This window comes from Dactylosporangium siamense (assembly GCF_016862795.1).
Classification (GTDB): domain Bacteria; phylum Actinomycetota; class Actinomycetes; order Mycobacteriales; family Micromonosporaceae; genus Dactylosporangium; species Dactylosporangium siamense.
In genome coordinates, this window is sequence record NZ_BONQ01000003.1 from 46,799 (window position 1) to 72,258 (window position 25,460).

Below are 25,460 nucleotides of genomic sequence, written 5' to 3' on the forward strand. Positions count from 1 at the left end.
CGCGTCTGGCACCATCGGGGGGTGGAGCGTTCACCTGCCGCCGGTTGCGAGGCCTTCCGCGAGGCGCTGTCGGCGCGTCTCGACGGCGAGGCCGAGCCGATCGACGCCGCCCTGACGGACGCGCACCTGCTGCGCTGCGCCGGCTGCCGCACGTGGCACGCCGACGCGGCCGACGCCACCCGACTGGTCCGGGTCCAGCAGGTGTCCACCCAGCCGGCCGGTTCCGACGCCCTCCTCGCCGCCCTGGACGCCCACGGCGTGCTGCCCGTCCCACCGGTCCCGCCGGTTCCGTCGAATTCCCGCATTTCCCGCATTTCGCCGTTCTTGTCGTTCTTGCCGCGCGGTCGCCGGGCGCTGGTGCTGGCGCTCCGCGTGCTGCTGGGCGCGTTCGGCGCGGCCCAGTTCGTCCTCGGCATCGCCCAGGTCACCAGCGCCACCACCGCCACCGAGCAGCACGGCTCCGGCTCCGGCCACCTGTGGCACGAGTCCGCCGCCTGGAACGTCGCCATCGGCGCCGGCTTCGGCTGGATCGCCAGCCGCCGGGGCCGCCCGGCCGGCGCCCTGCCGATGCTGACCGCGTTCGTCGCGCTGCTCGCCCTGCTCAGCGTCAACGACGTCATCGCCGGCCGGGTCGAGACCGAGCGGTTACTGAGCCACGGTTTCGTGCTGGCGGGCTACGCGATCGTCCTCGCCCTCACCCGCCCGGCGCTCGACCCGGACCGCCCGGGCTCCTCGTCCTCCGGGGCCGGCTCCGGTTCCAGCTCCGGCTCCGGCGCCGGCTCCGGCGCCACTCCCCCGCCCCGCCGGCTGCGCCTCGTCCCGGGCCAGGCGACCGCCCACACCGACCGCGAAGCCGCCTGACTCGCCTTTCTCATGATCCGGAAGACCTTGTGGACCCCAGGGTGCGCAGGGTCTTCCGGATCATGAGGGGCGGTTGTCGACGACGCGGCGCATCTTGCCGGCGGAGCGCTCGACGCCGCCGGGGTCCAGGACCCGGACCGTCACCGTCACCCCGATGACGTCCTTCACCAGCGACTCCAGGCGGTCGCCCGCGGCCGGGGCGTCGTCGGGGTGGCTGCCGGGCCGGCGTTCGACCTGGACCGTGAGCGTGTCGAGGCGGTCGGGCCGGGTCAGGACGCACTGGAAGTGCGGGGCGAGGGCCGGCACGCGCAGCAGCAGCTCCTCGATCTGGGTCGGAAAGACGTTCACCCCGCGGACGATCATCATGTCGTCGGAGCGGCCGGTGATGCGTTCCATGCGGCGCATCGTGCGGGCGGTGCCGGGCAGCAGCCGGGTGAGGTCCCGGGTGCGATACCGGATGACCGGCATCGCCTCCTTCGTCAGCGACGTCAGGACCAGCTCGCCGACCTCCCCGTCGGGCAGGACCGCGCCGGTGACCGGGTCGATGATCTCGGGATAGAAGTGGTCCTCCCACAAGTGCAGGCCGTCCTTGGTCTCGGCGCACTCGACGGCGACCCCCGGGCCCATCACCTCGGACAGGCCGTAGATGTCAACGGCGTGCATGTCCAGGCGCGACTCGATCTCGGTGCGCATGTCGCCGGTCCACGGCTCGGCGCCGAGGATGCCGACCGACAGCGACGTCGCGGCCGGGTCGATGCCCTGCCGGTGCATCTCGTCGACGATGGCGAGCAGATACGACGGGGTCACCATGATGACGTCCGGCCGGAAGTCCTGGATGAGCATGACCTGCCGCTCGGTCATACCACCGGAGACGGGCACGACGGTGCAGCCGAGCCGCTCCGCGCCGTAGTGGGCGCCGAGACCGCCGGTGAACAGGCCGTAGCCGTAGGCGACGTGGACCACATCGCCGGGGCGCCCGCCGGCGGCGCGGATCGAGCGGGCCATGAGGGCCGACCAGGTGTCGATGTCGGCGGCCGTGTACCCCGCGACGGTGGGCCGCCCGGTGGTGCCCGAGGAGGCGTGCACCCGCACGACCCGCTCCCGCGGCACGGCGAACATGCCGAACGGGTACCGCCGCCGCAGGTCCTCCTTGGTCGTGCACGGAAACGCGGCGAGGTCCGCCAGCGAGCGCAGGTCGTCGGGGTGCACACCGGCCGCGTCGAACGTCTCGCGGTAGTGCGGCACGTGTTGGTACACCCGCTGCAGCGTCTGTCGCAGGCGGGCGAACTGCAGCTCGGTGAGCTCGTCCCGGGAGGCGGTCTCAACCGGGTCGAGCGAGGCGGGGTCGACGTCGATGTCGCGCACCCCTGCATCCTGCCCCACCGGTGCGTGTCGCGTCTCACCATCGATTCGCATGTGATGATCTTTCTGAATCGATACAGTAGGCGTCAGGACCACACAGATGAAGGAGTCAACGATGGCCACCCAGACCACCGCGAGCCGGGTTCGCAACGCGGTCACCAGCCGTTTCGAGGCCCGCCGGGCGCGGCGCACCCTGGCCCGGGAGATCGCCGCGTATCGGACGCCGGCGGAGCGACTGGAGCTCGACCTGATCCTCGGCCGCCACACCGCCGAGGAGACCCGCGAGATCGACGAGATCCTGCGCGCCCAGGCCGCCGCCGAGCGGTCGGCCTTCCAGGCCCTGCGGGTCGACCAGACCTAACCGCGCCATGCTGTACCAACTAGTATGTACAGCATGGACACCGCCGAGCGACTCATCGAGAGCACCCGCGCCCTGCTGTGGGAACGCGGATACACCGGCACCAGCCCCCGCGCCATCCAGTCCCTGGCTGGCGCGGGTCAGGGCAGCATGTATCACCACTTCCGCGGCAAACCGGACCTGGCCGCGGTCGCGATCCTGCGCACGGCCGACGAGCTGCGGTCCCGCGCTGCCGCCCTGCTCGACGGTCCCGGCGGCGCGGTGGAGCGGATCACCGCGTACCTGACCCTGGACCGCGACGTGCTGCGCGGCTGCCCCATCGGCCGGCTCACCCAGGATCCCGACGTCCTCGCCGACCCCACGCTGCACTACCCCGTCGCCGAGACGTTCACCTGGCTCTGCGACCGGCTGTCCGCGGTGCTGTCGTCCGGCGGGCTGCGCAGCCCCCTCGATCCGGACGACACGGCCGCCGCGATCGTGGCCATGCTGCAGGGCGGCTATGTCCTCGCCCGCGCGGCGGGCTCCCGCGAGCCGTTCGACCGGGCCGTCCGCGGCGCACTCGGCCTGCTCCGATCGGGGGCCGCCTGATGTTCGCGATGCAGTACTCACTGACCCTGCCCGCCGACTACGACATGGGCATCATCCGCGACCGCGTCCGCCGCAACGGCCACGCCCTGGACAACCGTGCCGGCCTGGCCCTGAAGGCGTACCTGATCCGTTCCCGTGGCATCGACGGCTCCCAGGTGAACCAGTACGCCCCGTTCTACCTGTGGAACTCCGCGGCCGCGATGACGCACTTCCTGATCGGCGGGGGCGGCTTCCAGAACATCGTCCGCGACTTCGGCCGTCCGCCGGTGTCCCAGTGGACGGGCATCGCCACCGTCCGCGGCCGCGCTGCCGGCCCGCCGGTGGCCGCGTCACGACGCATCACCGCACTGCCACAACCGACGCACGGCGACGCGGCCGTGTCGATCGACGACGCGCTGGCGGAGCTGCGCACGCTTGCCGACTCACGTGACGTGCACACAGCGGCGCTCGCCTTCGACCCGCGCGACTGGCAACTGCTGCTCGTCACCCTGTGGGCCGATCAGGTGCCGGCGAACGATCCGGCGGACGACCGCTACGAGGTGCTGCACCTGTCCGCGCCGGAGCTGGCACTCGCCGTTCAGTAACCACCGGACCTGAGATGCGCGATGACGTCCACAGATGACGATCAGACCTGGCACATGAGCAGGTGGCAGGGCCACGGACCCGTAGCCCGGACGGTCCTACGTCAGCCGTAGCCGGGGGACGGACGGGTCCGGGTCGGCACCGGCGACGACCGTGCGGGCCCAGGCGACCAGGCCCGGGCCGTCGATCTGGTGCGGGGCGGGACCGAACGCCTCGATGCGGTCGGCGGCGCGGGACAGCAGCGCGGCCGCCCCCGTGGCGTTGCCACGGCGCAGGTGGGTCAGGCCGACCGCGAGCTGCGCCAGCCCCCGCCACAGCTCGCGTTCCGATGGTGGGGCGCTCTTCCAGGCGGCCTCCAGGACCTCATGGGCGTGAAACGGACGGCCCTCGTCGAGCAGCGACTGCGCCAGCGCGAGCGCGGAGGACGGTGTGACCTCCAGGTCGTCCGGCATCGTCGGGATGCCTGTCGCACCGCGGGGCAGGGGGCGGCCCAGGCCGTCGCGGGGGCGGGCGTTGCGGGCCCGGCCGGCGTTGTCGCGATCGCGTTCCACGGCTCCAACGTAGTACCAGGCCACTGCTCCGGTTCGATGTCCGGCATGATGGACGGTGTGACGCAATGGGAGTACGCACGACTGGAGTACCGGGCCGCCGGGACGCTGGGCACGGACAAGTTCGAGGACTGGGACGCGGTGTTCCACTACCCGGGTGGCGTCCAGCGGTGGGGGACCGACGAGCGGTTCAATGACCTGCGGCATCTCAACCGGGCCGGCGCGGAGGGCTGGCAGGCGTATGACCGGGCCGCGCTCGTCATCGGGCAGCCGCACCGGTTGCACGCCATCACGTACTCCCTGCGCCGGCCGATCCAGCGATAGTGCCGTTCCCGTTCCCCGGGGATGCCCTGGCCGAGCACTGGGCGTTGGGGGCGGCGGACGTACATCCGCACCACGGCGGAATGAACTCCGCGACCTGGTTCGTCACAACGGATCAAGGGCGCTACGTCGCCAAGGCCGTCACCGGGTCCGTGATCACGCCGGCCGACCCCGCGCTGTGGTTCCGGGGAGGGATCGCGGTCGCCGATGCCCTCGCGGCACGGGGGTTCCGGTCCGGGGCCCCGGTGCGCACCGCCGGCGGCGCGTTGACGGTGCCGTGGGACGGCGGTGCGCTGGCCGTGTTGACGATGGTGCCCGAAACGCCGGCGGACGACCGGCGCGCGATCGGCGCCACCCTCGCCGGGGCGCACCGCCTGCTGCGGGACGTGCGCGTCGAGGGTGAGGTCGGGATGGACTGGGTCGACCCTGGTGCCGCGCACCTCGGGCTGCGGCCCTGGCTCCGGGACGCGGTCGCCGGTGCGGTGCGCGACCTCGCCGCGGCCGGCCCGCTCACGACCGGCCTGCTGCACGCCGACCCGGCGCCGGAGGCGTTCATCGGCGGCGGTCTCATCGACTGGGGCGTGGCCATGCGGGGTCCGCTGCTGTACGACATCGCCTCCGCCCTCATGTACCTGGCCGAGGACGGCGCCGGCTTCCTCGACGGATACCGGGCCGGCGGGGCGGTCCCCGACGCCGAGCTGCGCGACGCGCTGCCGGTCCTGCTGCGGTTCCGCTACGCGGTGCAGGCCGACTACTTCGCGCGCCGGATCGTGATGAACGACCTGACGGGCATCGCCGACGGCGCGGACAACGAGCGCGGCCTGGAGGACGCCCGGCGCGGGCTGCACAGGTAGCTCACAGGCGGCTGCCAAGGGGAACGCAGGCGGCGCTTCAAGACTCGGGGCAGCAGACAGCTTCGGGTGGAGGGAGCGCACCGTGGATCGGGCACAGGGGCTACGCCGTGCGACAGGGCTCACCGGCCTGCTCGCCGCGTTCGGGGTGGCGGGGTCGCTCGCGGTGGCGACGGTCGCGTACGCCGCCCGCAACGACAACCAGAGCACCGGCGACAACCAGGGCACCAGCGACGGCATCACAAGCACCGACAGCAGCACCGACAACGGCTCCGCCTGGCCCGAGCTGAGCAGCGACGACGGCGGCGGGCAGCGCGACGCCACATCGGGCGGGTCCTGACATGGCGGCCCTGGAGCACGGTGCCGCGCAGTGGGAGACCTGGAGCACCACCGTCCGGCTCGTCGTCACCGACCCGGCCGCGCTGCCGGAAGCCGAGGAGCTGGTCCGAGCCGAGCTGGCCGCCGTCGACCTGGCGTGCAGCCGGTTCCGCGACGACAGCGAGCTGCACCACGTCCACCAGACCGCGGGCCGGCCCGTCGAGGTCAGCGAGCTCCTCGCCGAGCTGGTCGCGGTCGCGCTGCGGGCCGCGCGGGACACCGGCGGCGACGTCGACCCGACCGTGGGCGCGGCCATCGCCGACCTGGGATACGACCGCGACTTCGCGGAGATCGACGCGCCGGCCGGCAACTCGGGCACCCGGCTCATCGTGTATCCGACCGCGAACTGGCGGCACGTGCGGCTGCGGGGCCGGCGCCTCACCGTGCCGCCCGGCGTGACCCTCGACCTGGGCGCGACCGCGAAGGCCTGGGCCGCCGACCGCTGCGCCAGGCTGGTCGCGGCCGCCACCGGCGCCGGCGTCCTGGTCTCTCTCGGCGGCGACATCGCGACCGCCGGCCCGGCCCCCGCCGGCGGCTGGCGGGTGCTGGTGCAGGACCGGCCCGGCGAGCCGGGCTGCACGGTCCGGCTGCCCGGCGGCGCCGCGCTCGCCTCGTCGAGCACGATCAGCCGCCAGTGGCTCGGCCCGCACGGCGTGCTGCACCACATCCTCGACCCGCGGACCGGGATGCCGGCGCCACGGGTGTGGCGGACCGTGTCGGTCGCCGCCCGCAGCTGCGTGCACGCCAACACGCTCAGCACCGCGGCGGTCGTGCGCGGTCGCGCGGCGCACGGATGGCTGGCCCGGCAGGGAGCGCCGGCGCGACTGGTTTCGCAGCGGCGCCAGGTGTACGCGACCACGGGCTGGCCGTTGTGAACGACGCGCTGTGGTACCTCGCGAGGGGCACCGGCGTCACCTCGCTGGTGCTGCTGACCGTGGTGGTCGCGCTCGGGATCGCGAACCGGGCCGGCCGGCCGGCGTTCGGGCTGCCGCGGTTCGGGGTGGCGCAGGTGCACCGGGACGCGTCGCTGCTGGCGGTGGGATTCGTGCTGGTGCACGTGATCAGCCTGTTCTTCGACGTGTACGCGCAGCTGGAGCTCTTCGACCTGATCGTGCCGTTCGGGGCGACGTACCGTCCGATGTGGACGGGTCTCGGGACCCTCGCCGTGGACCTGCTGATCGCGCTGGTCGGGACGAGCCTGCTGCGGCACCGGCTGGGGTTGCGGGCGTGGCGGGTGACGCACTGGCTGGCGTACGCGTGCTGGCCGCTCGCGTTCGCGCACGCGCTCGGCTCCGGCTCCGACGCGGGCGCGTGGTGGCTGCGGACCGTCGCGGGCGCCTGTCTCGTCGCGGTCGTCGCCGCCGTCACCTGGCGGCTGTCCACCAGCGCCCGCGCCACCGTCCTCAGTGGAGACACCCGATGACCGCGGCAGCGGGCCGCACCGTCCTCAGTGGAGGTTCATGATGACCGCGGTCCTGACCGCCGGGCGGCTGCTCGGCGCCGGCCACCCCGACCTCCGTGGACACGACACCGCGCACGGGCCGCTGCCGCGGTTGCCGCACGACGTGCTGATCGGGGTCGTGCGGGACGCCGGGCTCACCGGGCACGGCGGCGCCGGGTTCCCGACGCACGTGAAACTGGCCGCGGTGCGCGGGCACGCCGGCGGGCGCAGGCCACCGGTGGTCGTCGGCAACGGCGCCGAGGGCGAGCCGGGCAGCGCGAAGGACCGCACGCTGCTGGCCCGCGCGCCGCACCTGGTGCTCGACGGGCTGCAGCTGGCCGCGGCCGCGGTCGGGGCGGCGAAGGCGCACCTGTACGTGCGGCCGGCGTCGGCCGGGCCACTCGCGCGGGCCGTGCGGGAGCGGCGGGCGGCGGGGCGGGACCCGGTGCCGGTGGTCGTGCACCAGGCGCAGGAGGCGTTCCTGTCCGGCGAGGAATCCGCGGTGGTGTCCGTCCTGAGCGGTGGACGCGCCGTGCCGCGCGACAAGCTGCGCCGGGTCACGGAGTCCGGGGTGGGCGGGGCGCCGACGCTGGTGCAGAACGTGGAGACCCTGGCGCAGCTGGCGCTCGTGGCGCGGCACGGCGCGGACTGGTTCCGGCGGTCCAGGACGTTCCTGGCGACCGTCACCGGCCCGGTCGGGCGGCCCGGGGTGTACGAGGTGCCGCACGGCGTCGCCCTCACCGCGCTGCTCGCCGCCGCGGGCGGTCCGGTCGCGGCGCCGCGGGCGGTGCTCGTCGGCGGCTTCCACGGCGCGTGGGTGCCGGCCGCCGCGGTGGACGTGCCGATGAGCCGGGAGGGGCTGGCACCGTACGGGGCGTCGCCCGGCGCCGGGGTCGTCATCCCTCTCGCCGCCGGGGAGTGCGGCCTCGCCCGGACGGCGCGGATCGTCGGGTACCTCGCCGGGGCGGGCGCGAAGCAGTGCGGGCCGTGCCTGAACGGCCTGCCGCGGCTGGCGGCGACCATGGCGGCGCTGGCCCGGATGGAGGGCGACCCGTCGCTGCCGGCGGGGGTGGCCCGGCTGGCGGCGCTGGTGCGCGGCCGCGGCGCCTGCGGCCACCCCGACGGCACGGTCCGCCTCATCCGCAGCGCCATGACGGTGTTCGCCGACGACGTGACCGCCCACCTGCACGGCAGCTGCCTCGATGGAGCCCGGCCATGAACCGCCCGCACAGCAGCTGCCTCGAAGGAGCCCGGCCATGAACCGCCCGCACAGCAGCTGCCTCGAAGGGACCCGGCCATGAACCGCCCGCACGGCACCCGCGTGGAAGGAGCCCGGCCATGACCCGGCTGCACGTCGACTGGACCGCCTGTCAGGGGCGGGGGCACTGCACGGAGCTGCTGCCCGAACTGCTCGCGCCGGACGAGTGGGGGTACCCCCGCAGCACCGACGACACCAAGGAGCCCGCGGTGCCGGTGGCGCTGCTCCCCCATGCCCGGCGGGCCGTCCGGCACTGCCCGCGGCTCGCGCTGCACCTGGTGGGGCCGTAGCTCAGATCGAGCGCATGCACCACACGGCCTTGCCGTCGGCCGTGGGGCGGGTGCCCCAGCGGTCGCACAGCGAGGACACCAGCTGCAGCCCGCGGCCGTGCTCGTCGTCGGGGGTCGGGCGCTGCTTGCGCGGCAGGTAGGTCGCGGTGTCGTGCAGCTCCAGCACGACGTGGGTGCCGCCGTTGCGCAGCCGCAGCTGGATCGGCGGGCGGCCGTGCAGGACGGCGTTGGCGGCCAGCTCGCTCACCACGAGGACGAGGTCGTCGATGACGCGCGCCGGGACGTCCCACCGGCGCAGGGTGGTGCCGACCAGCTGGCGGGCGGTCCGCACGGACTGCTCCTCGGCGGGGATGTCGTGGATGACGGACCGCTCCTCGCCGGGCTCGGCGACGACCCGGGCGAGCAGCACGGTGATGTCGTCGTCGGGCCCGTCGGGCAGCAGCGCGGCGACCAGCCGGTCCGGCACGTCGGCGAGCGGTCCCGCCTGATCGCCCTTGATGGCGCCGACGTGCGCCGCGAGCGCGTCGATGCCGGTGTCGAGGTCCCGGTCGCGGTGCTCGACGAGGCCGTCGGTGTACAGCGTCAGCAGCGCACCGACGGGCAGCTCGACGCGCTCCTCGGTGAGGGTCAGCGGGCCCGTGCCCAGCGGTGGGCCGGAGACCGAGAGGTGCCGGACCGTGCCGCCGGGGAGCAGCAGCAGCGGCGGGAGGTGCCCGGCGTTGGCGTAGGTGAGGCTGCGTTCGCCCGGGTCGTAGACGGCGTAGACGACGGTGACGATCTGGTCCTCACGCAGGTCCCGCACGACGCCGTCGAGGAACTCCAGGACGTCGGCGGGCGGCAGGTCCAGCCGCGCGTAGGCCCGGACCGCGGCCCGCAGCTGCCCCATGACGGCGGCGGCGGGGACGCCCCGGCCCATGACGTCGCCCATGACGAGGGCGGTGCGGTCGGCGCCGAGCTCGATCACGTCATACCAGTCGCCGCCGACCTGGGTGCCTGCCACACCGGGCCGGTAGTAGGTGGCGACCTCCAGGTGCTCGGGGTCGAACGTCAGCGGCGGCATCAGGCTGCGCTGCAGCTCGTCGGCGATGCGGTGCTCCCGGGCGGCGGCCTCCTGCAGGCCGCTGGCGGCGGCGAGGGCCTGCTCCGCCCGGCGCTGCTCGGTGATGTCCTGGTTGGAGCCGCGCAGCCGGACCGGGACGCCGGCGGCATCGCGTTCCAGCTCGCCGATGGTGCGGAAGACCCGCAGCGTGCCGTCGGGCTGGAAGACCCGGGCCTCGTAGTCCAGGGGTTCGCCGGTGACCGCGGCGGCCATGGCCGCGTCGACGTGCGCCCGGTCGCCGGGATGGAGCCGGGCGTTGGTGACGTCGCGGGCCACCGGGTCGAGCAGCTCCGCCGCGGTCATGCCCATCTGGCGCAGGAACTCCTCGGAGCCGTGGACGTCGCCGGTGGCGAGGTCCAGCTCCCAGCTGCCGACGGACGCGAGGCGCTGCGCCTGGTCCAGCAGCTCGCGGCTGCGCTGCAGCTCGTCGCGGGTGCGCCGGACCCGGTCGAACTCCAGGTTGGCCCGGACCCTGGCCCGCAGCTCCCGGGGCGAGAACGGCTTGATGAGGTAGTCGTCGGCGCCGGCGTCGAGCCCTTCGACGGTCGCCTCGTCGCCGGCCCGGGCCGACAGCATGATGACCGGCAGGTGCGCGGCGGTGCTGTCCGCGCGCAGGGCGGCGACCAGGCCGAAGCCGTCCAGCTCCGGCATCATCACGTCGGTGAGGACGAGGTCGGGCTGGGTGCCCCGCAGCGTCCGCAGCGCGGCCGCGCCGTCGGAAGCCTCCACGACCTGGTAGTCGGCCTCGAGGATGGTGCGGATGTAGTCGCGCATGTCGGTGTTGTCGTCGACCACCAGGACCGTCGGCGCGGTGGACGGCACCACGGCGGCCGGCGCCGGCGCCGGGGTGATCCACCGCTCGACCTCGGCCAGGAACCCGGGCACGACCCGGTCCGCGGCGGCGGGCCGGTCACCGAACTCGTCGGCGGGGGGCGCCGGGGTCCGCTCCGGCTCACCGAACGGCAGCCGGACCGTGAACGTGCTGCCGGCGCCCGGCGCGCTGCGGACGCCGACCGTGCCGCCGTGCAGCACCGCCAGCTCGGCGACGAGGGCCAGGCCGATGCCGGAGCCCTCGTGGGTGCGGGAGCGGGCGCCCATGATGCGGTGGAACCGGTCGAACAGGTTGGCCTGGTCGCCCGCGTCGATCCCGACACCGGTGTCGGTGACGCAGAGCTCCGCGGCGCCGTCGACGGCCGCGACCCGGACCGTGATCGACCCCTCGAACGTGAACTTCAACGCGTTGGACAGCAGGTTCAGCGTGATCTTCGCCCACATCTCGCGATCGGCGAGGACCGGCCGGGACAGCGGCGGGCAGTCCACGACCAGGTCCAGCCCGGCCCGGCGGGCCGCCGAGTCGAACATGCCGGCCAGCTCGGCGGTCGCCGTGCCCAGGTCGAGCGGCTCGAAGCGGGGCTCGACCTTCCCGGACTCCAGCTGCGAGAAGTCCAGCAGCGTGTTGACGAGCTTCAGCAGCCGCTCGGCGTTGCGGTGCACGACCTCGACGCGTTCGCGCTGGCCGGGCGGCAGCGGCGCGCTCCGGTCGGTCAGGGCGTCCTCGGCCGGGCCGAGCAGCAGCGTCAGCGGCGTGCGGAACTCGTGGCTGACGTTGGTGAAGAACGCCGTCTTGGCCCGGTCGAGCTCGGCGAGGGACTCGGCCCGGCGACGCTCGGCGGCGTAGGCGCGGGCGGTGCCGATCCTCGCCGCGAGCTGCCCGGCGATGAGGTCGATGAAGCCGGCGTACGCGGCGTCGAAGGGCCGGTAACGGTTGAGCCCGACGACGAGGAACCCGTAGGGCCGACCGCCTCCGGGCGCCGGCAGCGGCACGAGCCGGACCTCGGTCGGCGGCTCGTCCCAGGCGCCGGCGGGCAGGTCGGTGTAGCCGCCGAGGGTGAGCGGCACGCCCCGGGCGAGCTCGGCGACCGGCCAGAACGGCTCGCCGGCCGGGTCGAGGACCTCGGGCGCCATCGGGGTGCCGGCCGCCACGCCGCTGCGGCCCGCGAGGTGCGCCGCGTCGCCGTCCTCGTCGAAGAGATAGGTGAGGGTGAACGGCAGGTCGTCGGCGCGGGCGCTCAGGTGCCGGGCGGCGGCGGCGAAGACGCTCTCCTCGGTGACCCCGTCCCGGTTGCCGCGCTCGCCGCTCACCGCGTCGGCGCCTTCGGTGTCGGCGCCTTCGGTGTCGGCGCCTTCGGTGTCGGCGCCTTCGGTGTCGGCGCCTTCGGTGTCGGCGCTCAGGTCGCGCAGCGTCGCCATGCGGCGCTCGCCGATGACCCGGTCGGTGTCCTCGCTGACCACGCAGAGCATGCCGGCGATGTCGCCGGCGTCGTCGGTGAGCGGGCTGTAGGAGAACGTGTGGTAGGTCTCCTCGGTGAAGCCGCTGCGGCCGAGGAACAGCCGCAGCGCCACGTCCCAGGTGGCGGTGCCGGTCGCCATGACCGCGTCGATGCGGGGACCGATCTCGGGCCAGATCTCGGCCCACACGTCACGGGCCGGTTTGCCCAGCGCCCACGGGTACTTCTTGCCGAGGGTGTCGCGCCGGTAGGCGTCGTTGCAGAAGAACGTCAGCTCGGGGCCCCACGCCATCCACATCGAGAACCGTGAGCCGAGCAGGATCCGCACGACCGACCGCAGGCTCTGTGGCCAGTCCGCGGGTGCGCCGAGCGGCGTGGCCGCCCAGTCGACCGCGCCGAGGTCACGGCTCACCTCGGAATCGTCGGTCATCGACCAGGCCGCCTCACCCACCCGACCAGCGTACGCAGTTGCGCGCACTCTCGGCGACGCTGCGCGGGCGGGTTGCGGCGGGCCAGTGCGCCATCGGCGGTGCGGCCGCCCCCGTCTGCATCAGCCGCACCGCCGATGGCGAACCAGCTGCGGGAATGTGAGGATGACTCTGCCCTCCATCCGATCGTATATGATTGTGTGGGTGCCGGTCCCTGTCAAGAGCGGAACTTGCACGTGCAGCCTGAGCACAGCAGCACCGGGCCGTCCGGGCCCTCGAAACACGAACTCGCCTATCGCCGGATCCGTCAGCGCATCCTCGACGGGCGATACCAGCCGGGGCACCGCCTGGTCCTCAGCACCCTGGCCCGGGAGCTGGACGTCTCCCCCGTCCCCGTGCGGGAGGCGATCCGCCGCCTCGAGGCCGAGGGACTGGTCAGCTTCGAGCGCAACGTCGGCGCGCGGGTGGCCACGCTCGGCGACGACGACTGGGTGCAGCTGGTGGAGATGCTGGCGCTGCTGGACGGTTACGCGTTCGCGGCCGCGGCGCCGCAGATGACCGCGGAGCTGATCCGGACCGCCCGGGACCTCAACGCCCAGCTGCGCCTCGAGCAGACCCACGAGCGGGTCATGGCGCTGCACCGGGAGTTCCACCGCACGATCTACCGGTGTTGCGGCAACCGGCACGTGATCGAGGCCCTGGAATGGATCTGGGACCGCATCGACGCGTCGCGGGTCCTGGCGTCGCTGTATCCGCTGCTTCGGGTGCGGACCGCCGTCGACGAGCACGACGCGCTGCTCGACCAGCTGGAGCGGGGCGAGGACGACGCCCGGGTGCTGGAGGCGTGCGCCCGGGAGCACAACCTCAACACGATCCGTGCCATCCGGGCGTCCGGCACCATGAAGGTCGCCGGGTCCGGACATTAAGAAGACCGGCATCCACGGGGGAAGATGCCGGTCTCGCGTTCAACTATACGACGCCCACACGATTCCCGCCAGTGGTGAGTTCGGCGGAAGGACCGTCCGGCGGCCCGCCCGGGGACTTCGGGTTGCGCAGCCCGTGCGGCAGGGTCGGTTCGCTGGCCGCGATCTCGACCTCGATGAGGCTCGTCTCGTGCCGCTCCGCGGCGTAGGCGGCGTGGCCGCCCCGCAGCCCGAAGAGGCGCTTCGACAGCAGGATGTAGAGCACGGCGACGATGTTGACCACCAGGGCGCCGATCCGCAGCCAGGTGACCTTCTCCGACAGCTCGTAGATCTCCACCGGCAGGCCGAGGGAGGTGGCGACGACGGCGAAGTACTCGCCCCAGCGCTTCAGCATCCACAGGCCGACGCCCTCGACGAGCTGCAGGACGCCGTAGAACATCAGCCCGAGCGCGACCCACAGCAGGGTCTTGGACTCCGCCTCGATGACCGTCCGGATCGTGTGGATCATCGCGGAGTCCTCGAACTTCCAGCCGATCCGGTCCGTGAACGGCCGCAGCAACGGCAGGTCCTCGTTGAAGGCGCGCTCGACGCCGTCGCGGTGGGTGCGGAAGCGGAACACGCCGTAGCCGGCGAGCAGCACGACGATGCCCTTGAGGAACCGCTCGATCGACAGCAGTCGCAGCACGAGGGCGTCGCGCAGCGCCCGGCCGCGCAGCACGATGGGGGCGCGCTCGGCGGGGCCGGCCGACTGCGGCTCGCCGATGACGAAGTCACCGCACCGCAGGCAGCGCCAGGCCGCGCCGACGGGGGTGGCGGTGTGCAGCCGCTCCCGGAAGGGTGTCTCGTCGGGCGCGTACGTGACGTGGCCGCGCCGCGCGCAGGTGCGTAGATTCCAGTCCACGCGCTATTCGTACCCCACCTCCGCCAGTGCGCAGAGGATCAGGTCGGCTTTCCAACCTTCTGCGGGTGGCCGCTGCTGTCGGAGATCGTGTCGCCGAGCGTGGCCAGGTAGGCGGCCTCACCGACGGCCAGGTACTCCAGGTTGCGGCGCAGCTGCACCGGGATCCGCACGGGTGGCGGCTCGGCGCGCCGGGTCCGGCCGACCAGGAACAGCAGCGCGCCGACCAGGATCGCGCCGATGATGCCGTCCAGCCAGTAGTGGTTGGCGGTGCCGACCACGACGATCATCGTGAGCACCGGGTGGGCCAGCCACAGCCAGCGCCACCGGCTGCTGGTCGCGATGATCAGCCCGCAGGCGACCACGAGCGCCCAGCCGACGTGCAGCGACGGCATCGCCGCGTACTGGTTGCTCAGCGTGTCGGTCTGCGGTGGCCCGTACACCGAAGGCCCGAACTTCGCCGCGGTGTCGACCATGCCGATCCCGGCCAGCATCCGCGGCGGTGCGAGCGGGAACGCGAAGTGCATCGCAAGCCCCGCCGCGGTCAGCCACGCGAGGATGCGCCGGAAGCGCAGGTAATGTGCGGGGCGGAAGATGTACATGAACAGCAGGAAGGCGATCGTCGCCGGGAAGTGCACCACCGCGTAGTAGACGTTGGCGGAGCGGATGACGACCTCGGAGGCGAGGAGCAGGTGCTGCAGGTCCACCTCGTCGGGCAGCCACAGGGCCCGCTCGGCGTGCCAGACGAGCTTCGCGTTCTCGTAGGCCTCCCCGACGCGGCCGTCGACGAGCAACCGCCCCATCTTGTAGGCGAGGAACAACCCGACGACCAGCAGCAGCTCGGCCCAGGCACGGGGGCGCACCCGCGCCTGCTTCTGGGCTGCGGTTGGCGTGGCGGCGTTGTCCCGTTCACGCAACCCCGGCCCCGTGTTCACGATCGACAACGTACCTGATGTTGCCAACCCGGCAATATTGCTGAACGGGCAGAACCCGCCATGGCCTGCATCACAAACTTGTTTATCCTTCAAGGAAATAGTCGATATCCAAGGGTTGAGGGAGCACGATGACCAGCCGAGCCGATCAGGCGATCGCCGCCCTGCGCAAGGGGCACGAAGACCTCACCGCTCTCGTCCGCGGGCTCACGTCTGAGCAGCTCACCGGGCCTTCAGCGGCCAGTGAGTGGGATCTCTCCCAGGTGATCAGCCACCTGGGCAGCGGCGCCGAGATCAACCTGGAGGCGGTCCGCGCCTCCCTCGAGGGGCGGCCCGCCCCGGAGTTCGAGTTCAACAAGGGCGTCTGGGCCCGCTGGGACGGCATGACCCCGGACGAGCGCGCTGTCGAGTTTCCGATCGCGAACCAGCGCCTGGTCGAGGCGTACGAGGCGTTCGACGCCACCCAGCGCGCCGAGCACCGCATCGACATCGGCTGGATGCCCGAGCCCGTCGACGTGGCGACGTCGGCCGTGCTGCGGCTCACCGAGTTCGGCTACCACGACTGGGACGTGCGGGCCGGCCTCGACCCGTCGGCGACGCTCGCCCCGGAGGCGGCCGTCCTGATCGACGACCGGATCGAGGGGCTCTTCGGGTGGATCGCGAAGCCGGCCTACCTCGACGGCCGCACCGCCGACCTGCTCGTCACGCTCACCGACCTCGGCGAGCAGCGCGGCCTGCACCTCAAGGACCCGGTCACCCTGGGCGCCGCGCCGGCGTCACCGGACGGCGAGCTGAGCCTGACTCTGGAGGCGTTCCTGCGCCTCGCCGCCGGGCGCCTGTCCGTGCAGCACACCCCCGCCGACGTGAAGATCACGGGGCCGATCAGCCTCGACGACCTGCGCGCCGTCTTCCCGGGCTACTGACCGCACCCGCAGAGCGACCCCGGCACCGGAAGCTCCGGGCCGGGGTCGACGGGGGTGGTGGGGGCGTGGTGCGAAAGTCAATGTGGGGTGCGGCGGCGCCTGCCGGAGCGCCTGGATCAATGCCGCTGCCCCTGACGCCGGATCAGGCCTTGAGGGACTGCAGGCAGAGCACGTCGCCGTTCTTGCCCGGCTTGCCCTCCCAGTAGACGTTCGTGGTCGCTTCGAACGCGTTGCACACCGTCGAGTTGGCGCCCATGGCTTCGGACTCCGGCTTGTTGTCGACCTTGCCGACGACCTTGAAGTCGGCGTCAGAGGCGTCGCACTTGACGATCTTCAGCTCGTTGGCGGAAACCTGGTGCACACAGTCACCGGACTTGGCGTTGAGCGCCGCGTCGCGGTTGAGGTACCAGCCGACGCCAGCGAGGATGGCGAGTACTACGAGGGAACCAACGAACTTGACAACCTTGGACATGCGGAAGTTTCTACCGGTCACACTGCGTTCCCGCTGCCCCCCGATCGTATCGGTTGCATCACACCTCACCTGTTAGCTGACCTGCACGGAAACGGGCGAGGGACAATAGCCCCTCGCCCGCACCCACAGTGATCGTCATGCCACGATCAGCGTGTCTTCCGTCGATTTAGAGGGTGAGCGTCCAGGTGTCGATGCGTCCCGTGTCGAGGCTGGCGGCGTCGCGGACCCGCAGGGTCCAGGTGCCGTTGGCGGCCTCGGAGGACAGGTTGACGGTGAACGTCTGGTTGATGTTGTCGGCGCTGCCGCCGGTCCGGTTCGCCAGGTTGTAGACCGAGCCGTCGGGAGCGACGAGGTCGACGACCAGGTCACCACGGTAGGTGTGGATGATGTTGACCGCCACGGAGCTGGTGGCCGAGGCGTTCCGGCCGCAGCCACTGATCGTGATCGTGCTGGTCACCGTGGTGTTGTCCGGGATCGCCACGTCGTTGCCGTTGGTGCCGGTGCAGCCGGGCGCGCCGTTGACGGTCAGGCTGAACGTGGTGGTCCGGGTCGAGCTGGCGCCCGTGCCCGTGATGGTCACCGCGTAGGTGCCGGACGGCGTCGACGCCGAGGTCGCGATCGTCAGCACGGACTGGCCGTTGGCCGAGCTGATCGAGGCCGGGCTGAAGCTGGCGGTCGCGCCCGACGGCAGGCCGGACGCGGTCAGCGCCACGGTCTGCGCCGCGCCGTTGGTGACCGCCGCGCTGATCGTGCTGGTGGCGGAGCTGCCCGGGTTGACCGCGCCGCTCGCCGGCGTGGCGGTGAGGGAGAAGTCGTTGCCGGTCGGGCAGGCGGCGTCGTTGCCGGCCACGTTGACCGCGGTCCACGCGGCCTGGACGGCCTTGTACTCGGCGGAGCAGGTGCCGTGCAGGTCGGTCGCGGCACGCAGCGTGTACGCCCGGGCGGTGTTGGCCGGGTTGCCGGTGTTCACGTAGGACGTGTTGGACGTGAAGTACACGTCGAGCGCGCGGTACCAGATCTTCTCGGCCTTGGCCCGGCCGATGCCGACGACCGCCGGGGCGGAGCCACAGACCGGCGAGGTGCCGAAGCTGGTGGCGCCGGTGCCCTCGGCGAGGTCGAAGAAGAAGTGGTTCGCCACGCCGGAGCTGTAGTGCACGTCGACGTTCTTCGTGGTGCTCGACCAGCAGCCGTGCGAGGAGCCGTCCAGGGTCGGGTTGTACATGTAGCGCAGCGGCGTGTTGTTGCCGTTGATGTTGATCTTCTCGCCGATCTGGTAGTCGCCCGGGTCGCTGGGCGCCGCGGCGTAGAACTCGACCATCGAGCCGAAGATGTCGCTGGTGGCCTCGTTGAGACCGCCGGACTCACCGGAGTAGACCAGGCCCGCGAGGGCCTCGGTGACGCCGTGGCTCATCTCGTGGCCGGCGACGTCCAGCGCGACGAGCGGCCGGCTGTTGCCGGAGCCGTCGCCGTAGGTCATCTGCGCGCCGTCCCAGAACGCGTTGACGTACGCGTTGCCGTAGTGCACGCGGCTCGGGACCCCGGCGCCGTTGCCGAAGATGCCGTTACGGCCGTGCACGTTCTTGTAGTAGTCGAACGTCTTCGCCGCGCCGAAGTGCGCGTCGACGCCGGCCGACTGCCGGTTGGAGTTGGCGCCGGTGCCCCACGTGTTGTCCGCGTCGGTGAACGTGGTGCACGTGCTGGTGCCGTTGTTCATGTCGCAGGTGCGGCCGTTGCCGTGCGACGGGTCGATCATCTGGTACGTCGAGCCCGACAGCGTCGTGTCGATCGTGACGGCACCCGAGTAGATGCTGTTGCCGGTGCCGTTGACGGTCTCGATCTCGTCGAACGCGCCGCGGACCGCGTTGCTGTTCGCGTCCGTGATGACGTGCAGCTTCGACGGGGTCTGCCCGTCGGCGAGCCAGCCACTGATCACGGTCTCGTAGGCCAGGACGCCGGTGCCGTCGCTGGCGTCGACGAACAGCTCGGGGCTGCCGACGGCGGTGATCGAGCCCTGGAACGCGGACTTCGCCTTGGCCGCACCGGCCGTCTTGGACACCGCGGCGGCGGTGCCGAGGGTCAGCGGCGCTTGCAGGCCGACGGACGTGCCGGCGAACGTGCCGTCCGCCGCCGCGTGCACGACGAAGTCACCGCCGTAGACCCGCAGGCCATGGTAGGTGCGCGCGTACCGGGTATGGGACGCCCCATTGGCGTCCTTCTTGCTGCTGGTGACGGTGTAGGCCTCGCTGTCGGCGGCGCGGATCTCGGTGCGGTGCGCCTGCAATGACGACGGCGACGGCGACGCGCTAGCTGGTGACGCGACGGCGGCCAGCATGCCGCCGGTGAGCAGCAATGCACTGGCGGCGGCGATCGATCGTTTCACTCGGCCTCCCTGGCAACGGATCTGTCGTGACGGTAGCCACGCATGTACATATAGCAATGGCTGCGGACGGCCGATCCATACCACTTCGTCCATATCACCGGCGCCGTCACCCTTTGGGGCGCGGCCGACACCGCTACTGGGAGCGCGCCCGCACCTTCGCCGCGAGGTCGAGCACCGAGCGCAGCCGGCGGTCCCGGGGCACGTCGGCCCTGCCCTCCGGGTCGATCAGGAAGGCGGTCATCCCGAACTTCTCCGGACCCACGAAGTCGGCGGTGTACGTGTCGCCGACGAAGATCGCGGCGCCGGGCGCGATCCCGAGCCGCTCGACGGTCGCGGCATAGATCGCCGGGTGCGGCTTGCGCCAGCCGACCTCCACCGACGTCACCACCGCGTCCATCGCGTCGAGGATCCCCATCGCGGCGAGGTGGCCGGGCACCAGGTCCGGCTGATGCGTGTTGGTGACCACCGCCAGCCGGTACACCTCGGACAACGACCGCACCAGCGCCACCGTCTGCGGCGAGTAGGCGACGCCGGCGCTCCACTCCTCCAGATAGATCCGGATGAAGGCGGCCACGTCGGCGTCCGCCGGGACCCGTCCGAGCACGTCGCCGAGGTAGGCGGCGCCGACCTGCGTCATCGAGAACTCGCGGTCCTCGACGTCGGCGCCCCGGTCGAAGTCGGCGAACACGCGGTCCCAGCCCTCGACGAACTGCGGGTAGGACACCCCGGCGCCCAGGCGCCCGAGCTCGGCGAAGGAGCGTGGATATCCCTGACTGGTGCGCCGCGGGTCGTAGCCGACGAGCGTGCCGAAGAAGTCGAACAGGATGTGCGTGCGCATCCCCGAAACCCTAACCACGCCCATCGACAGGTCTTGAAGCCAGGGCTACCCGGGAGTAACTTGACCGGATGCGAATGGTGGCACTGGTCATCGCGGCGGTCGGGATCCTCGTCGAGGGCGTGGTCGTGGGCGCCGCCCTGTTCGTGGTCGGCGGGGTGATCGGCGCGTATTCGATGTCGCTCAACGGCGCCGACCCCGGCCACGCGCAGGTCGCCATCCGCATCGCCGCCGTCGTCCTCGGCGCGCTGCTGGCCGCCCTGGGCGCGCGGCTGCTCATCGCGGCACTCCGCCAGCGGGCGGCCCGCCGCTGGACGATCGTCGCACTGGTCGTGCAGTGCGTGGTCGTCACGATCGCCGGCGTCGCCCTCGGCTGGGAGGTCTTCGCCGGCACGCTGCTCGTGCTCGGCACGCTCTTCTACGTCCTGCTCGACGAGAGCGACGAGCCGGCCCGCGCGCTGTCCGGCAGCTGACGGCCTTACGACTCGGCCCTCCGACGATCAACACGGTAGTTTGGCGCTACCGCGTTGAAGGGGGCTCAGCAGTGGAGCAGGTCAAGGTTGGCCGCCGGGTCGGCCGGATGATCGGCCGGATGATGCGCCACCTCCAGCCCGACGAGCCGCTGGCCCACCTGCTCGCCGACGGCTCGGAGAACTCGATCGTCGACTGCGCGCTCTACCTCAGGGGTGTGCGCCAGCCCGGCGAGCTGACGTTTCACGAGGCGCTCTCGGCGGCCCGCCGGCGGCGCAACGGGTTCGTCTGGCTGGGCCTGTTCGAGCCGACGTGGGCGCAGTTCGCCGCCGTCGCGGAGGAGATCGGGCTGGACGACCTCACCGCCCAGAAGGCCCTCGCGGCCGAGCGCCGGCCCGCGGTCGAGCGCCGCGGCGACGTGACGATGCTGGTGGTGCGCACCGCCCGCTACGTCGAGCACGCCGAGCTCACCGCCACCTCCGAGGTCGTCGACACGGGCGCGGTGACGCTGCTCATCGGCGCGCACTTCGTGGTGTCGGTCCGCCACGGCGGGGCCGGCGCGCTCGCCGATGTCCGCCAGCAGCTCGAGAAGCGCCCGGCCATGCTCGCCAACGGCCCGTGGTCGGTCGCCTACGCGGTGTGCGACCGGATGATCGAGGTCTACCACGAGGTCTCGACCGACGTGGAGCAGGACGTGGAGCAGCTGGAGCAGACCGCGTTCCTGCGCGTCGGCGGCTGCGACGTGCAGCAGATCTACCAGCTCAAGCGGGAACTGGTCGAGTTCAAGCGGGCGGTCGTGCCGTTGCAGGCGCCGCTGCGCAGGATGAACGACCCGGTGGTGGTGGAGATGCCGCCACAGCTGCGGCAGTACTTCGCCGACCTGCTCGGCCGGCTCACCCAGGTGGTCGACCGGGTCGCCTCGGACAACGAGCTGCTCGACTCGATCCTGCAGGCCCGTCTCGCCCAGGTCGGCCTCGACCAGAACAACGACATGCGCAAGATCGCCTCGTGGGCCGCGATCGCCGCGCTGCAGACCGCCATCGCCGGGATCTATGGCATGAACTTCGACCGCATCCCGGGACTGCACTGGCAGTACGGCTTCTATCTGATACTCCTGATCATGGCCGCCGGCTCGGTGGTGCTGTACCGCTCGTTCCGACGATCCGGCTGGTTGTAGATGACCTCGACTGATTACCTCCTGCCCGCCAAGGTCGCCAGCCCCGCGCCGCCGAGCCCGCCCGGAAACCCGGTCAGCCGGTGGCTGCTGGCACGCCGCGTGGCGCCGATCGGCCCGGAGGCGCAGGAGGACCACACCGAGCCGCAGGCCTGGTGGAAGGTCATGTCGCTGACCGGCGTCGACTACTTCTCCACGCTGTCCTATCTGCCGGCGATCGCCGCGCTCGCGGCCGGCGCCCTCTCGCCCCTGGCCACCCTGCTGATCGTCGCGCTCACCCTGCTGGGGATGCTGCCGATGTATCGGCGGGTCGCCCGCGAGAGCCCGCACGGGCAGGGATCCGTGGCGATGCTGGAGCACCTGCTGCCGTTCTGGCGCGGGAAGCTGTTCGTGCTCGTGCTGCTCGGCTTCGTCGCGACCTCGTGGATCATCACCATCACGCTGTCCGCCGCCGACGCCTCGGTGCACATGATCGAGAACCCGGTCTTCCCGGACTTCATCCACGGCCACGAGGTCCTCATCACGGTCGTGCTGCTGCTGATCCTCGGCGGCGTGTTCCTGCTCGGCTTCAGCGAGGCGGTCGCCGTCGCGATCCCCCTCGTCGCGGTGTTCCTGGTGCTCAACGCCATCATCGTGGTCGTCGGCGCGGTCGACGTCTTCACCACCGCCGGGGCGCTCGCCGACTGGCGGCACGCGCTGACCACCGAGCACGGCAGCGGCTTCGGCGGCCTGATCCTGCCCGCGCTCATCGCATTCCCGTCCCTCGTGCTCGGCCTGTCCGGCTTCGAGACCGGGGTCAGCATGATGCCGCTCATCGCCGCGGACGGCACCACCGACGAGGAGCGCCGTGCGTCCCGGCTCCGCAACACCAAGCTGCTGCTCACCACGGCCGCCGTCATCATGTCGGTGTACCTGGTGGCGACCAGCTTCATCACCACGGTGCTCATCCCGGCGAAGGAGTTCCAGCCCGGCGGCGCGGCGAACGGCCGGGCCCTGGCGTTCCTGGCGCACGAGAAGCTCGGCAACATGTTCGGCACCGTCTACGACGTCTCCAGCGTCCTCATCCTGTGGTTCGCGGGCGCCTCGGCGATGGCCGGCCTGATCAACATCATCCCGCGCTACCTGCCCTCCTACGGCATGGCGCCCGACTGGGGCCGCGCCGTGCGTCCGATCGTGCTGGTGTACACCGCGATCAGCATCGGCATCACCATCGCCTTCGGCGCCGACGTCAACGCCCAGGCCGGCGCCTACGCGACCGGCATCCTGGCGATGATGGTCTCCGGTGCGGTCGCCGTGACCATCTCCGCCGCCCGCGCCGGCGAGCGCCTGAAGACCGTCATGTTCACCGTCCTGACCCTGATCCTGCTGTACGCCCTGGTCGCCAACGTGATCGAGAAGCCCGACGGCATCACGATCTCCGGCGTCTTCATCGCCGGCATCATCGTCGTGTCGCTCGTCTCCCGGGTCACCCGCACCACCGAGCTGCGCGCCGACGCGATCGAGTTCGACGAGCGGGCCCGGCGCTTCGTCACCGACTCCATCGACTACGACGGCGAGCTCAACCTCATCGCCAACCGCCGTGAGGCCGGCGACGAGGCCGAGTACACCTACAAGGAAAGCGAGCAGCGCGGCGTCAACCCGGTGCCCGGCCGCGCCGACGTCCTCTTCCTCGAGGTCGCCGTGGTCGACCCGTCCACCTTCAGCGGCACCCTGCAGGTCCGTGGCGTCCAGATCGGCAACCACCGCATCCTGCGCACCGAGAGCCCGGCCGCCCCGAACGCGATGGCCGCGATCCTCCTCGCCCTGCGCAACGCGACCGGGGTGCGACCGCAGGCCTACTTCGCCTGGGCCGAGGGCAATCCGCTCGGCCACCTCTTCCGGTACCTCATCCTCGGCCGCGGCGACACCGCTCCGGTGGTCCGCGAGATCATCCGGTCCGCGGAGCCGGATCCTGCCCGGCGTCCCGGCATCCACGTCGGCGGCTGACGCGGTTTGTGGCTGACGTTCATTCGAAGCGCACGGTGTTGTGCCTGCATCCCGAAGAGGACCCCGAGGATGGTGTACAGGTCCTGGCGCTCACCCGGTTGCTCGATGCCGTGGATCACGGTCGTGCCCGCGCGTCGCGCGCATCTGCTCCGGCTAAGCTCGGCCCCCGTGTCCTACACGTTCATCACGGCGGCCCGGATCACCATGCCCCGCAAGGGTTTCGACGCCTGGCTCGGCACCCCGCTGCCGCCCGCCTCGACCATCTCGAACCCGGCTTCGATGTTCGAGGGCTGGTACTGGTCCTCCCGTGAGGCTTCGTCGACCTGGACCTCCTCCGCGACGACGCCACGCGACCTGCTCGCCGAGCGCCTGACCGACCCCACGACCCTCACGGTGGTGCGCCACCACGACGGTGCCCTGGAGGCGTACCTGTGGACGGTCGGCTACTCCGGCGCCTGGGAGGGCCCGGCCCAGCAACTCCTGCTGATGCTGGCCGGCGCCGGCGCCTTCAAGGACGACGACAGCATGGACCACGTCCTGTTCTGGGAGGACGCCGCGGGCGCCCTCCCGACCCGCAACGAGGACGCCCTGCTGGCGCTGCTGGCCGTGGACCGGCAGGGCGCCCGGTTCATCGGCCGGCGTCCCCTCGCTGATCTGCTCGCCGGGCTTTCGCCGGTCGAGGAGGCCTTCGCCGAACTGGCCGAGGTCCTGGAGGAGTCCCTGGACGAAGGCGCCCCCCAACCCCTCGACCCCACCTACGTCGACCTCAACCTGTAGCCGGCCCACCATCCGAGCCGCCGCGCTCTCACGCCCTTGCCCCACCCGAGAAATCCGTCTCCCCCGGTGATCGAAGCCGCGCCTCGGCCGCCCACCCAGCCAACCCACGACATCGATCACCACCACGCCAGCACCGACGCCGGATCGGTCCGGAAAAACGGAACGTACCGACGGTCCAGCAGCCGCAGAACCCGGCGAAGCACCCCGCGCCAGCTCCAGAACCCCACGACCCCGCCGCAAAAGGTCGCAACCCTGGCCACCGCCCCGGAACGGGAACTCCCGGTGATCAAAGTCGCGCACTGGCCGCCCACACAACCGTGCGGACGGCCAATCCACGACTTCGATCAACGCCACGGCGCCCCTGGGACTGCAGCAGCCCCGATAAACGGGACATACCAACATTCCAGCGGCCCCGAATCCGGCGAAGCGCCCTGTACTGGCCACCACAACCCCACGACCCACCGCAGATCCCGGCCACCACCCCAGGAACTCCCGGTGATCGAAGTCGCGCACCGGCCGCCCACACAACCAACCCACGACATCGATCACCACCACAGCAGCGCCGACGCCGGAACAGGCCCGACAAACTCGGCGTAACGACAGACCGGCAGCCGCAGAACCCGGCGAAACGCCCCCGCCCCAACGACGACACCCACGACCCACCGCAAAGCGAAGCAAACCCAGGCCACCACCCCAGGAAACGGGAACTCCCGGTGATCGAAGTCGCGCACCGGCCGCCGGCACAGCCAACCCACGACATCGATCACCACCACAGCGGCGCCGACGCCGGGACGGGTCCGGCAAACGGGACGAAGTCACGATCCAGCGGCGTCAGAACAACACGATCCAGCGGCGCCAGAAACAGGTAGAGCGCCTTCGCCATGGCGACCACGGCCAGGCTGCAGTTGGCGCGACCCCGGCCAGTCCGACGACGACGGCCAGCCGCGCCCGACGGAGCTGGCGGCGATCCCAGGAGCCGCCGCCCCAGAACACCGCGGCGGCGACAATCGGGGCTGCGGCGGGGTCAACCGCGGCC

General features: G+C 72.0%; 26 protein-coding genes. 17 read left to right on the forward strand and 9 right to left on the reverse strand.

Features of this window, described 5'->3' with window-relative positions:
• The first annotated feature begins 21 nt into the window (after positions 1-21).
• Positions 22-861 (forward strand): zf-HC2 domain-containing protein, encoded by an 840-nt coding sequence (locus Dsi01nite_RS00525; RefSeq protein WP_203843950.1) that lies wholly within the window; start codon positions 22-24, stop codon positions 859-861.
• 60 nt (positions 862-921) lie between these two features.
• Here Dsi01nite_RS00525 and paaK read toward each other — a convergent pair whose 3' ends face one another.
• Positions 922-2,226 (reverse strand): phenylacetate--CoA ligase PaaK, encoded by a 1,305-nt coding sequence (gene paaK / locus Dsi01nite_RS00530; RefSeq protein ID WP_239135581.1) that lies wholly within the window; start codon positions 2,224-2,226, stop codon positions 922-924.
• A gap of 112 nt (positions 2,227-2,338) precedes the next feature.
• Between paaK and Dsi01nite_RS00535 the strand changes: the two genes are divergently transcribed.
• Genes Dsi01nite_RS00535 through Dsi01nite_RS00545 form a run of 3 tightly spaced genes read left to right on the forward strand, consistent with a single transcriptional unit; the run spans position 2,339 to position 3,753 of the window.
• Complete coding sequence (locus Dsi01nite_RS00535; RefSeq protein ID WP_203843952.1) at positions 2,339-2,584, forward strand: hypothetical protein; 246 nt, start codon at positions 2,339-2,341, stop codon at positions 2,582-2,584.
• Positions 2,585-2,617: 33 nt separating this feature from the next.
• Positions 2,618-3,169, forward strand: coding sequence for a TetR/AcrR family transcriptional regulator (locus Dsi01nite_RS00540; RefSeq protein WP_203843953.1), 552 nt, complete (start codon positions 2,618-2,620; stop codon positions 3,167-3,169).
• A gap of 8 nt (positions 3,170-3,177) precedes the next feature.
• The gene (locus Dsi01nite_RS00545) at positions 3,178-3,753 is read left to right on the forward strand and encodes a DUF4865 family protein (protein WP_239135582.1); all 576 of its coding nucleotides are present in this window, start codon (positions 3,178-3,180) and stop codon (positions 3,751-3,753) included.
• Between the two features lie 96 nt (positions 3,754-3,849).
• Here the strand turns inward: Dsi01nite_RS00545 and Dsi01nite_RS00550 are convergent, their stop codons facing one another.
• Complete coding sequence (locus Dsi01nite_RS00550; protein WP_203843955.1) at positions 3,850-4,302, reverse strand: DUF309 domain-containing protein; 453 nt, start codon at positions 4,300-4,302, stop codon at positions 3,850-3,852.
• 45 nt (positions 4,303-4,347) lie between these two features.
• Here Dsi01nite_RS00550 and Dsi01nite_RS00555 point away from each other — a divergent pair, with 45 nt between their 5' ends.
• The 7 genes from Dsi01nite_RS00555 (at position 4,348) to Dsi01nite_RS00585 (ending at position 8,838) form a co-directional block, all read left to right on the forward strand.
• Positions 4,348-4,623, forward strand: coding sequence for a hypothetical protein (locus tag Dsi01nite_RS00555; protein ID WP_239135588.1), 276 nt, complete (start codon positions 4,348-4,350; stop codon positions 4,621-4,623).
• On the forward strand, positions 4,623-5,474 hold the full coding sequence (locus Dsi01nite_RS00560; protein WP_275423321.1) for a phosphotransferase enzyme family protein: 852 nt from the start codon (positions 4,623-4,625) through the stop codon (positions 5,472-5,474). Before Dsi01nite_RS00555 ends, Dsi01nite_RS00560 begins: the two co-directional genes overlap by 1 nt.
• An 82-nt stretch (positions 5,475-5,556) precedes the next feature.
• A complete protein-coding gene (locus Dsi01nite_RS00565) occupies positions 5,557-5,811 on the forward strand; it encodes a hypothetical protein (RefSeq protein WP_203843957.1) in 255 nt (84 codons plus the stop codon).
• Between the two features lies 1 nt (position 5,812).
• Positions 5,813-6,724, forward strand: a complete 912-nt coding sequence (locus Dsi01nite_RS00570) for an FAD:protein FMN transferase (RefSeq protein ID WP_203843958.1) — start codon at positions 5,813-5,815, stop codon at positions 6,722-6,724.
• Positions 6,721-7,272, forward strand: coding sequence for a ferric reductase-like transmembrane domain-containing protein (locus tag Dsi01nite_RS00575; RefSeq protein WP_239135583.1), 552 nt, complete (start codon positions 6,721-6,723; stop codon positions 7,270-7,272). The genes Dsi01nite_RS00570 and Dsi01nite_RS00575 overlap by 4 nt, the downstream gene beginning before the upstream one ends.
• Before the next feature lie 37 nt (positions 7,273-7,309).
• Positions 7,310-8,509 (forward strand): NADH-ubiquinone oxidoreductase-F iron-sulfur binding region domain-containing protein, encoded by a 1,200-nt coding sequence (locus Dsi01nite_RS00580; protein ID WP_203843959.1) that lies wholly within the window; start codon positions 7,310-7,312, stop codon positions 8,507-8,509.
• A 119-nt stretch (positions 8,510-8,628) separates the two neighbouring features.
• The gene (locus Dsi01nite_RS00585; protein ID WP_203843960.1) at positions 8,629-8,838 is read left to right on the forward strand and encodes a ferredoxin; all 210 of its coding nucleotides are present in this window, start codon (positions 8,629-8,631) and stop codon (positions 8,836-8,838) included.
• A gap of 1 nt (position 8,839) precedes the next feature.
• Here the strand turns inward: Dsi01nite_RS00585 and Dsi01nite_RS00590 are convergent, their stop codons facing one another.
• Complete coding sequence (locus Dsi01nite_RS00590) at positions 8,840-12,676, reverse strand: SpoIIE family protein phosphatase (protein WP_203843961.1); 3,837 nt, start codon at positions 12,674-12,676, stop codon at positions 8,840-8,842.
• Between the two features lie 213 nt (positions 12,677-12,889).
• Here Dsi01nite_RS00590 and Dsi01nite_RS00595 point away from each other — a divergent pair, with 213 nt between their 5' ends.
• Positions 12,890-13,579, forward strand: a complete 690-nt coding sequence (locus tag Dsi01nite_RS00595) for a GntR family transcriptional regulator (protein ID WP_239135587.1) — start codon at positions 12,890-12,892, stop codon at positions 13,577-13,579.
• A gap of 43 nt (positions 13,580-13,622) precedes the next feature.
• Here Dsi01nite_RS00595 and Dsi01nite_RS00600 read toward each other — a convergent pair whose 3' ends face one another.
• Together Dsi01nite_RS00600 and Dsi01nite_RS00605 are read right to left on the reverse strand one after the other, a co-directional pair.
• A complete protein-coding gene (locus Dsi01nite_RS00600; RefSeq protein ID WP_203843963.1) occupies positions 13,623-14,477 on the reverse strand; it encodes a DUF2127 domain-containing protein in 855 nt (284 codons plus the stop codon).
• Positions 14,478-14,515: 38 nt separating this feature from the next.
• On the reverse strand, positions 14,516-15,409 hold the full coding sequence (locus Dsi01nite_RS00605; RefSeq protein ID WP_239135584.1) for a phosphatase PAP2 family protein: 894 nt from the start codon (positions 15,407-15,409) through the stop codon (positions 14,516-14,518).
• A gap of 128 nt (positions 15,410-15,537) precedes the next feature.
• Here Dsi01nite_RS00605 and Dsi01nite_RS00610 point away from each other — a divergent pair, with 128 nt between their 5' ends.
• Positions 15,538-16,329: a maleylpyruvate isomerase family mycothiol-dependent enzyme gene (locus tag Dsi01nite_RS00610; protein ID WP_203843964.1), complete on the forward strand. Its 792-nt coding sequence runs from the start codon at positions 15,538-15,540 to the stop codon at positions 16,327-16,329.
• 142 nt (positions 16,330-16,471) lie between these two features.
• Here the strand turns inward: Dsi01nite_RS00610 and Dsi01nite_RS00615 are convergent, their stop codons facing one another.
• The 3 genes from Dsi01nite_RS00615 to Dsi01nite_RS00625 all read right to left on the reverse strand — a co-directional run bounded on the left by Dsi01nite_RS00615 (position 16,472) and on the right by Dsi01nite_RS00625 (position 20,019).
• On the reverse strand, positions 16,472-16,801 hold the full coding sequence (locus Dsi01nite_RS00615) for an LppU/SCO3897 family protein (RefSeq protein WP_203843965.1): 330 nt from the start codon (positions 16,799-16,801) through the stop codon (positions 16,472-16,474).
• Between the two features lie 166 nt (positions 16,802-16,967).
• The gene (locus Dsi01nite_RS00620) at positions 16,968-19,181 is read right to left on the reverse strand and encodes a M4 family metallopeptidase (protein WP_203843966.1); all 2,214 of its coding nucleotides are present in this window, start codon (positions 19,179-19,181) and stop codon (positions 16,968-16,970) included.
• Between the two features lie 133 nt (positions 19,182-19,314).
• The gene (locus Dsi01nite_RS00625) at positions 19,315-20,019 is read right to left on the reverse strand and encodes an HAD family hydrolase (protein WP_203843967.1); all 705 of its coding nucleotides are present in this window, start codon (positions 20,017-20,019) and stop codon (positions 19,315-19,317) included.
• A 68-nt stretch (positions 20,020-20,087) separates the two neighbouring features.
• Here Dsi01nite_RS00625 and Dsi01nite_RS00630 point away from each other — a divergent pair, with 68 nt between their 5' ends.
• From Dsi01nite_RS00630 to Dsi01nite_RS00645, 4 genes are all read left to right on the forward strand, one after another.
• A complete protein-coding gene (locus Dsi01nite_RS00630) occupies positions 20,088-20,489 on the forward strand; it encodes a hypothetical protein (RefSeq protein ID WP_203843968.1) in 402 nt (133 codons plus the stop codon).
• Positions 20,490-20,608: 119 nt separating this feature from the next.
• Positions 20,609-21,664 (forward strand): magnesium and cobalt transport protein CorA, encoded by a 1,056-nt coding sequence (locus Dsi01nite_RS00635; protein ID WP_239135585.1) that lies wholly within the window; start codon positions 20,609-20,611, stop codon positions 21,662-21,664.
• The gene (locus Dsi01nite_RS00640; RefSeq protein ID WP_203843969.1) at positions 21,665-23,647 is read left to right on the forward strand and encodes an APC family permease; all 1,983 of its coding nucleotides are present in this window, start codon (positions 21,665-21,667) and stop codon (positions 23,645-23,647) included. It abuts the gene before it with no gap.
• A gap of 168 nt (positions 23,648-23,815) precedes the next feature.
• Entirely contained in the window at positions 23,816-24,424 is a 609-nt protein-coding gene (locus Dsi01nite_RS00645) for a hypothetical protein (protein WP_203843970.1), read from the forward strand.
• Positions 24,425-25,255: 831 nt separating this feature from the next.
• Here the strand turns inward: Dsi01nite_RS00645 and Dsi01nite_RS00650 are convergent.
• Positions 25,256-25,460, reverse strand: a 205-nt coding sequence (locus tag Dsi01nite_RS00650; RefSeq protein ID WP_203843971.1) for a hypothetical protein, incomplete at its 5' end; no start/stop codon positions are given.